The organism is Thermosynechococcus sp. FA-CM-4201 (assembly GCF_054689355.1).
In genome coordinates, this window is sequence record NZ_CP079920.1 from 384,046 (window position 1) to 397,649 (window position 13,604).

General features: G+C 53.7%; 14 protein-coding genes. 2 read left to right on the forward strand and 12 right to left on the reverse strand.

The window, feature by feature from the left end:
• Nucleotides 1-53 precede the first annotated feature (53 nt).
• Complete coding sequence (gene trpA / locus KV190_RS01800) at nt 54-848, forward strand: tryptophan synthase subunit alpha (RefSeq protein ID WP_460195199.1); 795 nt, start codon at nt 54-56, stop codon at nt 846-848.
• Here trpA and KV190_RS01805 read toward each other — a convergent pair.
• The 12 genes from KV190_RS01805 to KV190_RS01860 all read right to left on the reverse strand — a co-directional run bounded on the left by KV190_RS01805 (nt 845) and on the right by KV190_RS01860 (nt 13,128).
• A complete protein-coding gene (locus KV190_RS01805) occupies nt 845-2,569 on the reverse strand; it encodes a ShlB/FhaC/HecB family hemolysin secretion/activation protein (protein WP_460194351.1) in 1,725 nt (574 codons plus the stop codon). The genes trpA and KV190_RS01805 overlap by 4 nt on opposite strands.
• A gap of 191 nt (nt 2,570-2,760) precedes the next feature.
• Nucleotides 2,761-4,719 carry a two-component system sensor histidine kinase NblS gene (nblS, locus tag KV190_RS01810; protein WP_460194352.1) on the reverse strand — a complete coding sequence of 653 codons (1,959 nt, stop codon included), beginning with the start codon at nt 4,717-4,719 and terminating at the stop codon, nt 2,761-2,763.
• 46 nt (nt 4,720-4,765) lie between these two features.
• On the reverse strand, nt 4,766-7,297 hold the full coding sequence (locus KV190_RS01815; RefSeq protein WP_460194353.1) for a sugar phosphate nucleotidyltransferase: 2,532 nt from the start codon (nt 7,295-7,297) through the stop codon (nt 4,766-4,768).
• Between the two features lie 175 nt (nt 7,298-7,472).
• Entirely contained in the window at nt 7,473-8,984 is a 1,512-nt protein-coding gene (gene atpA / locus KV190_RS01820; RefSeq protein ID WP_286668945.1) for a F0F1 ATP synthase subunit alpha, read from the reverse strand.
• Nucleotides 8,985-9,025: 41 nt separating this feature from the next.
• Nucleotides 9,026-9,583: an ATP synthase F1 subunit delta gene (gene atpH / locus KV190_RS01825; protein ID WP_460194354.1), complete on the reverse strand. Its 558-nt coding sequence runs from the start codon at nt 9,581-9,583 to the stop codon at nt 9,026-9,028.
• Nucleotides 9,580-10,110, reverse strand: coding sequence for a F0F1 ATP synthase subunit B (locus KV190_RS01830; RefSeq protein WP_226972001.1), 531 nt, complete (start codon nt 10,108-10,110; stop codon nt 9,580-9,582). The genes atpH and KV190_RS01830 overlap by 4 nt, the downstream gene beginning before the upstream one ends.
• Nucleotides 10,111-10,121: 11 nt before the next feature.
• Nucleotides 10,122-10,538: a F0F1 ATP synthase subunit B' gene (locus KV190_RS01835; RefSeq protein ID WP_206199672.1), complete on the reverse strand. Its 417-nt coding sequence runs from the start codon at nt 10,536-10,538 to the stop codon at nt 10,122-10,124.
• 61 nt (nt 10,539-10,599) lie between these two features.
• Entirely contained in the window at nt 10,600-10,848 is a 249-nt protein-coding gene (gene atpE / locus KV190_RS01840) for an ATP synthase F0 subunit C (protein WP_009767951.1), read from the reverse strand.
• Between the two features lie 73 nt (nt 10,849-10,921).
• Nucleotides 10,922-11,680, reverse strand: a complete 759-nt coding sequence (gene atpB, locus KV190_RS01845; protein ID WP_149818298.1) for a F0F1 ATP synthase subunit A — start codon at nt 11,678-11,680, stop codon at nt 10,922-10,924.
• A gap of 41 nt (nt 11,681-11,721) precedes the next feature.
• On the reverse strand, nt 11,722-12,192 hold the full coding sequence (locus tag KV190_RS01850) for an ATP synthase subunit I (protein WP_460194355.1): 471 nt from the start codon (nt 12,190-12,192) through the stop codon (nt 11,722-11,724).
• A 15-nt stretch (nt 12,193-12,207) separates the two neighbouring features.
• Nucleotides 12,208-12,663, reverse strand: coding sequence for a Mini-ribonuclease 3 (locus KV190_RS01855; RefSeq protein ID WP_460194356.1), 456 nt, complete (start codon nt 12,661-12,663; stop codon nt 12,208-12,210).
• Nucleotides 12,664-12,717: 54 nt separating this feature from the next.
• The gene (locus KV190_RS01860) at nt 12,718-13,128 is read right to left on the reverse strand and encodes an STAS domain-containing protein (RefSeq protein ID WP_225901526.1); all 411 of its coding nucleotides are present in this window, start codon (nt 13,126-13,128) and stop codon (nt 12,718-12,720) included.
• Nucleotides 13,129-13,269: 141 nt separating this feature from the next.
• Between KV190_RS01860 and KV190_RS01865 the strand changes: the two genes are divergently transcribed.
• Nucleotides 13,270-13,587, forward strand: a complete 318-nt coding sequence (locus tag KV190_RS01865; RefSeq protein ID WP_460194357.1) for a hypothetical protein — start codon at nt 13,270-13,272, stop codon at nt 13,585-13,587.
• The last annotated feature ends 17 nt before the right edge of the window (nt 13,588-13,604 follow it).

Consider the following 13,604-nt stretch of genomic DNA (forward strand, 5'->3'; position numbering starts at 1 on the left):
GTCTCTAATCTGGCACAATTGTTATGCATCTTTGAGAGCGACTGCCCGTGACTGTGCCTACAATTTCTGAACGCTTTGAGCAATGTCGTGCCCGTCAACGCTGTGCCCTGATTCCCTTTTTGACCGCTGGTGACCCTGATTTAGAGACTACGGTTGCTGCCCTCAAAGCCTTGGATGCCCATGGCGCAGATCTGATTGAACTGGGAATGCCCTATTCGGATCCCTTGGCCGATGGTCCAGTGATTCAGGCAGCCGCCACCCGTGCCCTGCAACGGGGAACTCGCCTCGAAGCAGTCTTAGAAATGACAACGGACGTGCACCGCCAACTGAGGGCGCCACTGATTTTATTTACCTACTACAATCCCATCTACCATCGGGGGGTCTCTTCATTTCTGAAAGCGGTTGCCCAAGCCGGGATCAAGGGGTTAGTGATTCCCGATCTGCCCCTTGAGGAAGCCGAACCCGTACTCGCGGAGACAGCGAATCTCGGCTTGGAATTGACACTACTAATTGCGCCCACCACATCGCCCGACCGCATGCAGGCGATCGCCACCGCTTCCCAAGGATTTATTTACCTGGTCAGCACCACGGGTGTGACTGGCATGCGCCAAGAAATAGCCACTCGCGTTCAGGAACTGTTGCACACCCTACGCCAGATCACCCCCAAGCCCATTGGTGTCGGGTTTGGCATTGCCAGTCCGGAGCATGCCCGCCAAGTGCGTGATTGGGGCGCCGATGCTGCCATTGTCGGTAGTGCCTTTGTCAAACGTCTGGCAGAACCCGATCAGGGAGTTGCTGCCGTCGCCGAGTTTTGTCAATCACTCCGCACAGCCCTCGATACGCCCTAGGGACGCACCGTCAACGTAAAGTAAATGCCATCGGACTGCAAACTACGGGTTTGACCGGGCAGATCAATCAACGGCGCCGCGTATTGGAACTGAATGTCAAGGTTTGGGGTCGGTTGCACCAAGAGTCCCATACCTAGGCCGGCAATCACGTTATCGGGCACTGCACCCGCAGGATTACGGCTATTGTTCCAGACCACCCCCAGATCAAACAGCGGCCCAATGGAAATAATCGGGCGACGATTGGCAGTGCGCAGTACGGGAAAACGGGCTTCCCCAGAGAACCGCAGGCCATTATCCCCAGAGAGGGCATTGGTTGAGTAGCCCCGCACCGACAGAGGCCCACCAATCACAAATTGGTGAAAGGGGAGCAGGCTATTGGGACTCAGTTGCACATCGGTACGCAAAATCAAGAAGTTATCTGCCCAGAGGCGTTGCAGCCGCTGTCCCTGTCCCAGCCAGCTAAAGAAAGTACCATCAGGGGTCGGACTGGGGTTTTCGGTGGCGCCAAAGATCGGCAGGCCAAAGTTGAATTGCGAGCGAAAGACCCATGCCCCTTGGGGATCACGGCGGATATATTCTTGACTCAGTTCCAGCACACGGGTGGCACTATAGCCCGATGGATCAGAACCAATGGAAATGGGGGTTGGCACTCCGCCGACAAATGTCTGAGCCGACTGCATCAAGAAGCCAATGCCAAAGGCCAGTTCCTCACGGATATTGCGAATCACCGGTTGGCGAAAACTGGCTTCGTAAATAGAAGATTCACTGCGGATATTGAAAGTAGCAAGGTTAGGTGGGCGAGTAATCTTACTCTCGGCTTGTACGGTGCGAATGGTGAGTGTGCCATTCATGGCATTGAGGGGCAGGCTGTAGCCAAACTCCACAGTGTGGGACGCTCCCCAGTCAAACGTGCCTAGATTATTACCGATGGCGTAGGAACCGTAGACACTATCGCCGCGACCACTGAGGTTGTTGTATCCCAAAAAGGCCGTGGCCCGATCCGGGGCGATCGCTGGCGGCGTATTGTTATCCAGACCAAAAGCCGCATTAAACCAGCGGGCAGGTACCACCCGTACTACCAAGATACTGTCCTGGGGCGTCGTGCCGGGTCGCAGACTAGCAGAAAGATTGGCAAAGAGGGGATCCGTTCGCAGCAGGCGCAACTGCTCTTCCAGACGATTGGAGTTGAGGGGCACGCCGGCACCGAGGGCAATACGACTGCGAATATAGCGTTGGATAATTCCTTTATTCCCTTCAATACGAATGTCCTCTAGGCGGCCTTCAAGCACTTGAATCGTGATCACTCCATCCCGTGCCACCTGCTCGCCTAAAACGGCGCGAGAGGTCAAATAGCCCCCCTCGAGATAGAGTCTTGTAATTGCATCGGCAGCGCCCTGTAGCTCTGCAAGCGTCACCTGCCGCCCTTCGAGGGGCTTGATAATCGGATCAAATTCGGCAGGCCCAAAGATAGTGCTGCCTTCAACAACAATTTTTTGTACAGGTATTAAAATACTTTCTGACTCGGGGGCTGGGCTAGGGGGTAAAGGGGGTGGTTCAAAAACGGGCGGCGAAGTGGGGGGTAGGGGGGGTGGATCCGGTAGGGGTGGCTGAATATCCTGTTGGGTGGGGGTGATAATCGGAATCGCTAAAGCAGGTAACACCATCCCCGTACTGCCGAGAAGAGAGAGAAGGGCAACGGGTGTAAATAAGTTTGTTCTCACGTCCTCAACCCCAATGTTTAATTATTCGGTTTTAGGTAGAGCAGCAAAATCAATACAAAAATCTGTATTTTTTCCTAAGGGTCAAGCCCAAGGAACCATTGGCGTGAGGAGTTATTGATTCTTGCCTTCAGATTTTAGCGGATCATTTGTGGTTGTTGGCAAGGCGGGGCGATCGCCCCCATCCCCGTGATTCAAGCGGGGGGTAGCGCCGTTTCAGCAGTGCTATCAGGGGTATCCACGAGGGCAGATTCATCAATGGCCAAATCAAACCAAAAGGTACTGCCGACCCCTAATTCACTAATTAAATGAATTTGCGTATTGTGCTTGTGGATAATATCTTGAACAATCGCTAACCCCAGCCCCGTTCCCTCTAGGGTATGCACACGATTCTCAACGCGGAAAAAGCGTTCAAAGACGCGGGGTTGATCCTCTGGGGCAATGCCCATACCCGTGTCGGCCACCTCAATGCGCACCCGTTCCTGCTCTGGATCGCTGGGGGGATGCCAGACATAGGCACGAATCGTTACCCGGCCATTTTCGGGGGTAAACTTCAAGGCATTGCCCACCAAGTTAGTGAGGGCACCAATGAGAAGATCGTAGTTGCCCCAAACCGGTGGCAGGGGGTTTTCCACCTCGGCAGTGAGGGTAATGGACTTATTGGCAGCATTGAGTTGGTAGGTGCGCATGATCTGATCAATCACCTGCGCCATCTGTACCGAGCCAAATTGATAGGGGCGACCCGATTCAAGGCGAGAAATATCGAGGAAATCATTGACAAGACGAGTCAGGCGATCGGTCTCGTGGTTAGCGGTTTCGAGGAATTCCTGCTGCTCTTTTTCGCTGAGGCTGCTGCCGTACTCTTGAATGGTTTCGATAATCGACTTGATATTGAATAGGGGGGTGCGCAATTCGTGGGAGACATTGCTAATCAATTGCGCTTTGGCTTCGTTGAGTTCCACCTCACGGGTAATGTCCTGAATCGTAATCGCAATGCCCTTGGGTTTTTCCCGCTGCACATCCATAACTGTTGTCAGCAGAATCCGTACCGATCGCGAGCTAGGTTCTTGCAGCGTCACCCGAAATTCTCCCCCCTCTGACTCGCCGCGAGAGGCTTTGTAAAGGGGACAAGTAAGCTTTTCGCATACCGGCGCTGGAAAGCAGTTGAGGGCATTTTGGCCAATGACGTTCATCCCTTCCCAATTGAAGAGGCGCTGCGCCGTGGGGTTGACAAGAATAATCCGCATGTCGGTATCTAAGAGAATCGCCCCATCGGCAATGGTGGACACCAAAGTATCCAGTTTCGCTTTCTCGGCTTGCAGTTCTTCAATGTTTTGGGCTTCGTAGGAAGCGAGGCGCTCGGCCATGTCATTAAAGCTGGTGATCAACTCCCCCAGTTCACCGCCAAAGGGCAGGTTAATGCGTTGCTTAAAATTCCCCGCTGCAATGTTTTTCACCCCCTGCACCAATTCTTTGATGGGCTGAGTAATGGTGAGGGCATTGAAGACGCCCCCCAAGATCACCATGATCCAGAGGGAGACAAAGACGGCGATCGTGAGATCCCGCGTGAGATTGGCCGAGGCAATAAATGTCTGGTTTGGGTTAATCCCCAAGGCAACAACCCCTAAGTTTTCGCCATTGAAAGTCAGGGGAACAAAGACATCAGCAACCAGGCCATTGGGGGTTTGGTGTTGGCGCACGAGGGGTTCTTGGCTAGCACGGTAGGTCTCTGGCAGTTGAATACGGCGGCGCAGCGTCAGGGCACTTTCCACTTGGGGGGCAGAGTAGGGCAGGCCATAGTAAATTTCCCCTTCGGGATCCGCATAGAGGATGTAGCGAATACTGGCACTGCGCTCGTAGAACTTACGGGAAAATTCAGCAACAGCGGCGGTATCCCCTTTGGCCACAAGGGGCGCCACATCAGCAGCTAGGAGTAACCCTAAATCGCGACCATAGCGGGTGTCATTGAGGTGGGCATTGGTTTGAATGGTGTTCACCGCCCAGAAGGTGAGGCCACTCATGATGATCGAGACCACGAGGGTTGCTGTGGCCATGAGGCGGGTTTGAATTTTGAATTCCGACCACCAACGGGCAATTCCCCGCAATTTATCGCTCAAGTCCCCTTGAGTTTTCTCCGTTTTCAACACCACCATTGCGCCTAACGTACGAAAAATTTTCCCTGATTCTACGGGATTTTGCTCACATCTTTATTGTGGCATCTGAGAGAGGTTCCAAGCGGGCAAACTCTTCAATGCGGCGGCTATAGCGTTGCAGCATCTGCTCACTCCAAGTGGCATCGGGACTATTGACGTAGAGGTGTACCAATGGCTCACTGGCATCGGGCAGAATCAGTACCCAGTGGTCAGTATTGGGTTCACCAATTTTGACACCATCAATGAGACTCAAGTGATTGCGGGGATGGGTTTCCACCAAGTGGCGCATCAATGACCCTTTGGCAATCCACGGACAGCGAATCGGGCGGTGATAGTAGTGGACGCGGGGCAGTTCTTGGCGCATGACGGTGAGGGGTTTGCCAATCAGTGCCAGCAGTTCGATCAGGGTGGCGATCGTAAACATGGCATCAAATCCCGGATGCAGTTGTGGGAAGATAAAACCGGTTTCTGCGGAACCCCCTAGGACGACGCCACTGTGGTGCTGGCAGGCTTCCATGAGATCAGTTGGGTTGGTGCGACTGCGGATAATGTGTCCTCCCTGCTGGCGGGCGATCGCCTCCACGGCGCTAGAGGTTGTGACCGGCACCACGACGGTGCCCCCCGGATGGGTCAAGAGGGTCAAGTAGGTCATTAGAGCCGTGAGTTCTTGATCACTGAACACCTGACCAGCATTGTCCACCAAGGTCAACCGTTCGCCATTGGCGGAGACTTGCACCCCCAAACTGGCAGATAGCGCTGTCACCACCTGTCCCAGTTCCCGCAGGAGCCGCTGTCGCTCGAGAATGTTCACGGGGGTTGGGTGCAGGGTGGCATTGAGAACAACGGCATCACAGCCAAACTTACTGAGGATTTGCGGCAAGACAACCCCAGAAACGGCATAGGCATAGTCAATGACAATTTTGGCGGGGCTACCATAAAACAGTTGCGTATTCAGCCACTTTTCAAAGCCTTGGGCATAGGCAGCCACGCAGTTGTTGGGATGGGTCATGACACCGACATCCGTAAGTAGGGCGCGGCGAATATCTTCGCGGAAGTAGGCGGTTTCAATTTGCCGCTCTTTAGCTTTGCTCAGGTTGATGCCTTTATGGTCAAAAAACTCAATCAAGAGTTGATCGGCGCGATCGGGATGGGCACGCACATGAATGCCCCCGCTGACTGAAAGGGTTTGGGCAGCAAAGCGGGCAATGGGCAGGGCGATCGCCTCCAAATTGAGGACATGAATCCCCACCGACATCAAACCCGACATCAGGGCATGGGACACCATCCGCGACACATTGCGCTGATCCCGCGACACTAGCACACTGGTTCCCGGCTCAAGGATTGAGGCATAGGCGGCCGCCAACCGCACAGCAAACTCCGGTGTAATGTCCACATTGGCCACACCGGCAACCCCCCGCTGGCCAAAGAGATAGCGCTGACCTGTTGTGCCCCAGATCAGGCTTTCATTGACAATCGCACCCGCTTCAATGCGTTTGCCCGGCCAGAGCCGCACCCCCTGACTGAGGCTAGCCTCCTCCCCGACCACACAGCGACTGCCAATAATCACCCCTTCGTGCAGCGTTACATGGCGATCGACATGGACATGGCGAGCCAAAATGCAATGCTCCAATTCACTGTCATCTCCAATAAAACAGCCACTCCAAGCCACCACTGAGCGCAACCGACTGCCATTGCCAACAATCACGTTATCCCCCAAGATCGTCCCCGCCCCAAGGGTGACCCCTGCCCCAAAGCGGCAGTTATTGCCCAAGACTAGCGGCGCCTGTAGCTGAACTGTTTGCGGCAATGTGGTGTTGTGTCCTACCCAAATTTGCGGCTGAACTTCATGCCCCTGAATTTCCAAGTGCACGCGGCCATAGAGGGCATCCTGTTGCACCTGTTGATAGGTTTGCAGACTACCGACATCGCACCAGTAGGCATCGGTGATATAGCCATACATCGGCACATCGGCCTGCAACAGCAATGGGAACAAATCCCGCGAAAAATCCCGCTCGATGCCGCTATTGAGATAGTCCATGACCGCAGGACTGAGGATGTAGATGCCCGTATTCACCGTATCCGTAAAGACTTCCCCTGCTGAGGGCTTCTCGAGAAACCGCCGCACGCGGCCATCGCTATCGGTAAAGACAATGCCAAACTCCTTCGGTTGAGGCACACGGGCAAGGATCAGGGTTACGGGAGCACCGTGCTGCTGGTGAAAACGTAGGGCATCGGTTAAATCAACATCGGTAATGCTATCGCCGCTGACCACCAAAAAGGGATCCGTTAGCAAATTGGCAATATTTTTGACTGACCCTGCTGTGCCAAGGGGCTGCTCTTCCTCAACGACATAGCTTAGGTGCACCCCAAACTCATTCCCATCGCCAAAATAGTCACGCACGACATCGGGCAGATAGTGCAATGTCATGACCACATCATCAAGGCTATGGCGGCGCAGGAGATTGAGAATATGCTCGGCAATGGGACGATTGACCACCGGCACCATTGGCTTAGGTAGATCACAGGTGAGGGGACGCAACCGAGTACCACTTCCCCCGGCCATGAGGACGACACGCACTGTTTTCTCCTTTGTCAAACCTCGCCCTAGGATCCCAGTGTAGGAGAGGACGGCAGGCTCAGGGGGATGGCTCAAGGAAACTGCAATGATTTTTGACACTCCAGAGTCGGCTGGGCATAAAAAACCTACCCTTGGTAGAGGGCAGGTTCAGACTGATGATAGGACGCGATCGCGCCTAGGCAGTAAAGCCAGCTTTGTATTCAGCGATCGCCTCTTTCAGGAGCGCTTCAGCTTTTTCATCCAGTTTTTGGGTGGTGCGGATGATTTCGCCGTATTCGGGCTTACTTGTGTGCAGATAGTCCCGCAGACCGGCAACAAACTTGGCCACCGCCTCAACGGGAATATCATCAAGGTAGCCATTGGTACCGGCGTAAATGGTCGCCACTTGGTATTCCACCGGAATGGGTGAGTACTGGGGCTGCTTGAGAATTTCCCGAAGGCGTTGACCCCGCGCCAGTTGGTTTTGGGTGGCTTTATCCAAGTCAGAGGCAAACTGGGCAAAGGCTTGCAATTCATCAAATTGCGCCAATTCCAGCTTCAGCTTGCCAGCCACCTGTTTCATGGCTTTGATTTGAGCAGCGGAACCCACCCGCGACACGGAAATCCCCGCGTTGATGGCAGGACGCAAGCCAGCGTTGAAGAGGTCAGAGGAGAGGAAGATTTGACCGTCGGTAATGGAAATAACGTTGGTGGGAATGTAGGCAGACACGTCACCGGCTTGGGTTTCAACCACAGGAAGCGCCGTCATACTGCCCCCACCGAGGGCATCGTTGAGTTTGGCGGCACGCTCCAGCAGGCGAGAGTGGAGATAGAACACATCCCCTGGATAGGCTTCACGACCGGGGGGACGACGCAGCAGCAGCGACATTTGCCGATAGGCTTGGGCTTGTTTGGAGAGGTCGTCATAAATAACAAGGGTGTGCTTGCCTTGGTACATGAAGTACTCAGCAATCGTGGCACCGGTGTAGGGGGCGAGATACTGCAAGGCGGCTGGATCACTGGCGTTGGCAGCAATCACAATCGTGTAATCGAGTGCACCCCGCTCCCGCAGCACGTTCACCACTTGAGCGACACTGGATGCTTTTTGACCAATGGCCACATAGACGCAAATCACGTCTTGGCCTTTTTGGTTCAGAATCGTGTCAATGGCAACGGCCGTTTTCCCCGTCTGGCGATCGCCAATGATTAGTTCCCGCTGACCACGACCAATGGGAATCATGGCGTCAATGGCGGTAATCCCCGTTTGCAACGGCTCACACACAGATTTGCGCTGGACAATACCGGGGGCGGGGGATTCAATCAGGCGGGTTGCCGTCGTGTGGATCTCCCCTTTGCCATCAATGGGGCGCATCAGTGCATCCACGACCCGACCAATGGCGGCTTCACCCACGGGAATCGAGGCAATTTTGCCAGTGGCCCGCACCGTACTGCCTTCTTCGATACCGAGGCCATCGCCCATCAGCACCACCCCCACGTTATCCTCTTCGAGGTTAAGGGCAATCCCCACGGTGCCGTCTTCAAATTCCACCAATTCTGAGGCCATCACTTTGTCGAGGCCATAGACACGGGCAATGCCATCACCCACCTGCAAGACAGTACCGACATTATCGACTTTGATCGACTGTTCGTACTGCTCGATTTGCTGGCGAATAATGCTACTGATTTCGTCGGGTCGGATACTTACCATAGAAGTCGCTCTCAAGGGTTGAACAGTTTACAAAGGGGACGTTAGGCGGCTTGCGCCAAGGTGAGACTGAGGCGGCGGAGTTGACCCCGCAGACTAGCATCAAAGATTTGGGAGCCAACTTTAATCACCACGCCACCAATCAATTCGGGATCGCAGGCAGTGACAAGCTCCACATCGGCGGCACCGGTCATGGCTTTGACCTTGTCGACCACGGCACGGCGTTGATCGTCGTTGAGTTCGACGGCACTGGTGACTTCTGCCAAGACCACATTGCGGAGTTTGCGCACAAGGGCACGATATTGCTCACAAATCGGGCCAAGAACGTTAATGCGCCGCCGATCCACAAGCAACATTAAGAAGTTGAGGAAGTAGCCGTGCACCTTATCCACTGTCAACTGCCGCAGCACATTCTTTTTGGCCTCAGGCTTGATCAGCGGATTGGCAAGAAACTGTTGCAGTTCACTGGAGCTGGCAAGGAGTTCCAGAATTAACTGCGTGTCCCGCTGAAACTGATCAATGAGGTTGTGGGTTTGCGCCAACGACAGCAGCGCCTCGGCGTAGGGTTCAACAAGTTCACCACGGACAGTGGTCTGCATCATTTGCCTCCTAGTAGGGCAATACTGCGATCAACAAGGGTGCGCTGAAGGTCTGGATTTTGGCTCAAACGCGCTTTGAGTTGGTTTTCGGCCTCCGCAAGTGCCATAGCAGCAATCCGCTCACGAATTTCGGCGATCGCCCGCTCAGTGGCGGCACTGGTATCTTGGGAAGCGGTTTCCTTCAAGCGCTCAATTTCCCGCTTGGCTTGGGCAATGAGTTCTTCCTTGGCAGCCTTGGCACGGGCAAGGGCGTCTTCGCGAATGCGTTGTGCCTCCTGCTTGGCCTGAGCCAGTTTTTGCTGCTCTTCGGCGAGGCGGGCAGCGGCTACTTTCTGGCGTTCTTCGGCTTCCGCAATGGCTGTGGCAATTTGTTGCTGGCGATCGCCCAAGGTTTTGCCAAGTACGCCCCGCCCAAAATACACCAATACCCCAATAATGATGGCAAGGTTGATCACATTGGTTTCGAGCAAATTGGTGTTAATGCCAAAATGCCCCGCTTCTTCCGTTGCCAATAAAAATACTGCGTCCATGACCCACACTCCTAGGCCAGTAACTTCGCTAATAACTGTTCACTCAAGCTGGCAACTTGACCCTCAAGCGCTTGCAGTGTCGCCTGCTTTTGCTGATCAATCTCTGCTTGAATCTTGAGTAACTCTGCCTGCACGGCCTGCTGTGCTTCGGCAATTTCGGCGGTGGCAATTTTCTGTGCCTCGGCTCTGGCCTCTTCAATCAAGGCTTGGGCTTGGCGACGGGTACTGGCCAATTCCTGCTCATACTGCTGAGCCAGTTCAGTGGCCTGTTGCAACCGCTCCTTGGCCTGCTGCAAGTTGGTTCGGATATATTCATCCCGATTGTCCAGCGCCTGACCCAAGGGCTTGTACAGCAGCGCATTCAAAATGACGGTCAAGATTAAGAATTGCACAGCCATCAGGGGTAGGGTGGCATCAAAATCAAACATCAGCCTCTCCAGAATGGGGGATCGGGGGAAAGCTCATCCAAGCCTCCCCCACTGGGGTTAATTAGGATGCAAAGGGGTTGGCAAACAGGAGCACCAGCGCAATCACCAGACCGTAGATGGTCAGGGACTCCATGAATGCCAAGGTCAGCAGCAGTGTACCCCGAATTTTACCTTCCGCTTCCGGTTGCCGCGCAATCCCTTCCACGGCTTGACCAGAGGCATTCCCTTGACCAATCCCAGGCCCAAGCGATGCCAAACCAATTGCCAGAGCAGCAGCCAAAACAGAAGCAGAAGCGACTAACGGATCCATAGTTGATTTCCTCGAGACGTAGTAGGACGAAACAAAATTTCCAGAGATAACAATAGCAGGGTATGTACCCCTTTTAGGAGTGAGCCTCTTCGTGCTCGCCGCCATGTCCCTCCATGGCCTCCCCAATGTAGGTGGCTGCGAGGGTGGCAAACACAAGGGCTTGAATGGCACTGGTAAAGAGTCCCAAGGCCATCACGGGCAAGGGCACAAACAAGGGCACCAGCAACACCAAGACCCCCACCACCAATTCATCCGCCAAGATGTTGCCAAAAAGACGGAAGCTCAGGGAAAGAGGTTTTGTAAAATCTTCCAAGATGGCAATGGGAAGTAAAACGGGCGTTGGCTCGATGTACTTGGTAAAATACTTCAGCCCCCGCTTGCGTAGCCCGGCATAGAAATAGGCCAAGGAGACCAGCAAAGCCAAGGCTACGGTGGTATTGATGTCATTGGTGGGTGCTGCTAGCTCCCCTTCTGGCAGTTCAATGAGTTTCCACGGTACCAGTGCCCCTGACCAGTTACAAACAAAAATGAACAGGAACAGTGTCCCCACAAAGGGAACCCAAGCTCGGTACTCGTGCTCACCCATTTGGCTCTTGGTCAAATCGCGGATGAATTCCAGCGCGTATTCCATCAAGTTTTGAATACCACTGGGCACCCGTTGAATATTCCGCGAGGCTGCAAAGGCCGCTGCAATCAGAATGGCCATCACAAACCAAGTGGTGATGAAGACTTGACCGTGAACTTTTAGGTTGCCAATATGCCAGTAGAAATGGTGCCCCACCTCCAACTTGGCAAGGGGAAGAGCTGTCCAAAGGTGTATCAAAGGCATCATGCCTCCGCGCTCGGTTGTCTAAGCACTACAGTGAGCCAGCGTTAAGGGGACGGCAAAACCGTACGAAACATATAGACCAGAATGGCGGCTTTGTAGGTTAAGAACCCCAAGAACACTGGAATAATATGTAGCTCTTGCCAACGGGCTGCCAAAATAATCACAACCACGACGACAAGGAGCTGCGTTTTCCCCAGCTTTTTCTGGTCGTTTCCTAGGCGCTCCACACTCCGGGCGAGGAGCCGCAGATAAATTAGGCTCGCACTTGCCCCCAAAAGGTAATTCAACGCTGTGTTCAGGCCGTAAATAAGCCAAACCGCTCCAAAGGCGATCGCCATCAGCACAAGGCTTGTCGTGAATAATTCGCGACAGAGTTGATAAAACTCCGCCATCGAGCCGCCCTTCTTGGGGGAATTGGCAATGGTTGATGGCGCAGAGGGTGCTGAAGCAGAATCGGGAACGGTCACAGCAGAATAGGGAGCATCCGAGGATGCCTTGAACTGGCCACTAAGCATCCTATCATGCAGTGGTTACGTTTCATTACAGGATTCTGCTTCCTCGATATTGCTGTTCATTTCATTGCGAATGTGCCGCTCAAGGAGTTGAAAAATCTCCTGTAGGCGTTGCGGGTTGGTGAGGTAAAGGTATCCCAGTAGGGCTTCAAAACCAGTGGCTTGGCGGTAAATTTTTGCAGCGACTCGCTTTGGGCCATCGGCAGCGGCGTTGCGACCCTGACGAAAAATCGAGCGTTCAGTCTCGGTGCAATACTCCCAAAGAAAGTCCATGTAGCGGGCTTGACTTTCGGCACGGACATGCGCCACCACTTGGCGGTGGTAGGTATTGATGCGTTGGGGTGGGGTTAGAAAAAGCCAGCGGATAAAGAGTTCATAAACGGCGTCGCCAAAGTAGGCTAAAGCCGCCGGCGGCAGTTGATGGGCGGGAATTTTGGGGGGGACAAGGGGCAATAATCCAGCAGAGTCAAGCATGACGTTTCAGCTAAAGAGACCCCCCTTAGTTGTACTGTCGCAGGAACAGAAGGTTTAGGAATGGGTTTCGCCGGTAATTTGGGCGATCGCCGTCGCCAGATCGGGCTGAAGGGGCAAAAAGTTTTCTAAGCGCACGAGTTTGACCGTTTGGGTGACGCGGGGATTGGTGACAATTTGCAGTTGACCCTGATGCTCTTGGGCTTTTTTGGCCAGTTGTACCAAAATGCCGAGGCCAGAGCTGTCAATAAACTCAATTTTTGAAAGATCTAAGATGACGTTGGCAGGCCCATCGTCAAAACACTTACTAATGACCTTGCGAAAGGCCGACTCGGAAAACGCATCAATGAGACCCGTCAGGCGAAACACTTGATAGTTATCGCGAATCTCACGGGTACCCCTTAGGCTTTGGGTGAGGGCAAGTGGTTCAGAAATGAGAGCCTCCTTTGCCGATAACTGGACACACAAAACGATAGAAGACAAGTATAGATAAACGTGGCATCCTTGTCTATGACTTGATCGGCAACTCAACAAAAGTTTGGAAGTGCAGCAACCGCAGGAAGCTCTTTGCCAGAATCGGATCAGGTATCGCCCCTAGGAGTCGCCCCGATGAAATTCTCCAAACTCGTGATCAGCCTTCTCAGCGGTAGCGGTCTGGGATTGCTGAGTTTATCGATTTTCGCTCAAGAAACGCCAGCGGCGACTTATCCTCCAGAGGCGATCGCGATCTTTATGCAGGAGTGTCAAACCAAATTTGCGGCGCAAGCACCTCCCGGCTTTGGCGATCGCGGCGATCGCTATTGCACTTGCGTGATAAACCGCCTCCAAGAAAAAATGAGCTATGAGCAGTTTCAGCAAATCACGCCCGACAATGAACCGCCGGAAGTTAAAGCTGCAACCAATGAATGTATTGGTGCTCTTTTCTAATCCGCCTAGGATGCACG

What these genes read in the sequence shown, in the direction of transcription:
- nblS (WP_460194352.1), bottom strand. Translation starts at nt 4,719, where the DNA reads ATGGTGGTGTTGAAAACGGAGAAAACTCAAGGGGACTTGAGCGATAAA.
- atpA (WP_286668945.1), bottom strand. Translation starts at nt 8,984, where the DNA reads ATGGTAAGTATCCGACCCGACGAAATCAGTAGCATTATTCGCCAGCAA.
- atpH (WP_460194354.1), bottom strand. Translation starts at nt 9,583, where the DNA reads ATGATGCAGACCACTGTCCGTGGTGAACTTGTTGAACCCTACGCCGAG.
- KV190_RS01830 (WP_226972001.1), bottom strand. Translation starts at nt 10,110, where the DNA reads ATGGACGCAGTATTTTTATTGGCAACGGAAGAAGCGGGGCATTTTGGC.
- KV190_RS01835 (WP_206199672.1), bottom strand. Translation starts at nt 10,538, where the DNA reads ATGTTTGATTTTGATGCCACCCTACCCCTGATGGCTGTGCAATTCTTA.
- atpE (WP_009767951.1), bottom strand. Translation starts at nt 10,848, where the DNA reads ATGGATCCGTTAGTCGCTTCTGCTTCTGTTTTGGCTGCTGCTCTGGCA.
- atpB (WP_149818298.1), bottom strand. Translation starts at nt 11,680, where the DNA reads ATGATGCCTTTGATACACCTTTGGACAGCTCTTCCCCTTGCCAAGTTG.
- KV190_RS01850 (WP_460194355.1), bottom strand. Translation starts at nt 12,192, where the DNA reads ATGCTTAGTGGCCAGTTCAAGGCATCCTCGGATGCTCCCTATTCTGCT.
- KV190_RS01855 (WP_460194356.1), bottom strand. Translation starts at nt 12,663, where the DNA reads ATGCTTGACTCTGCTGGATTATTGCCCCTTGTCCCCCCCAAAATTCCC.
- KV190_RS01865 (WP_460194357.1), top strand. Translation starts at nt 13,270, where the DNA reads ATGAAATTCTCCAAACTCGTGATCAGCCTTCTCAGCGGTAGCGGTCTG.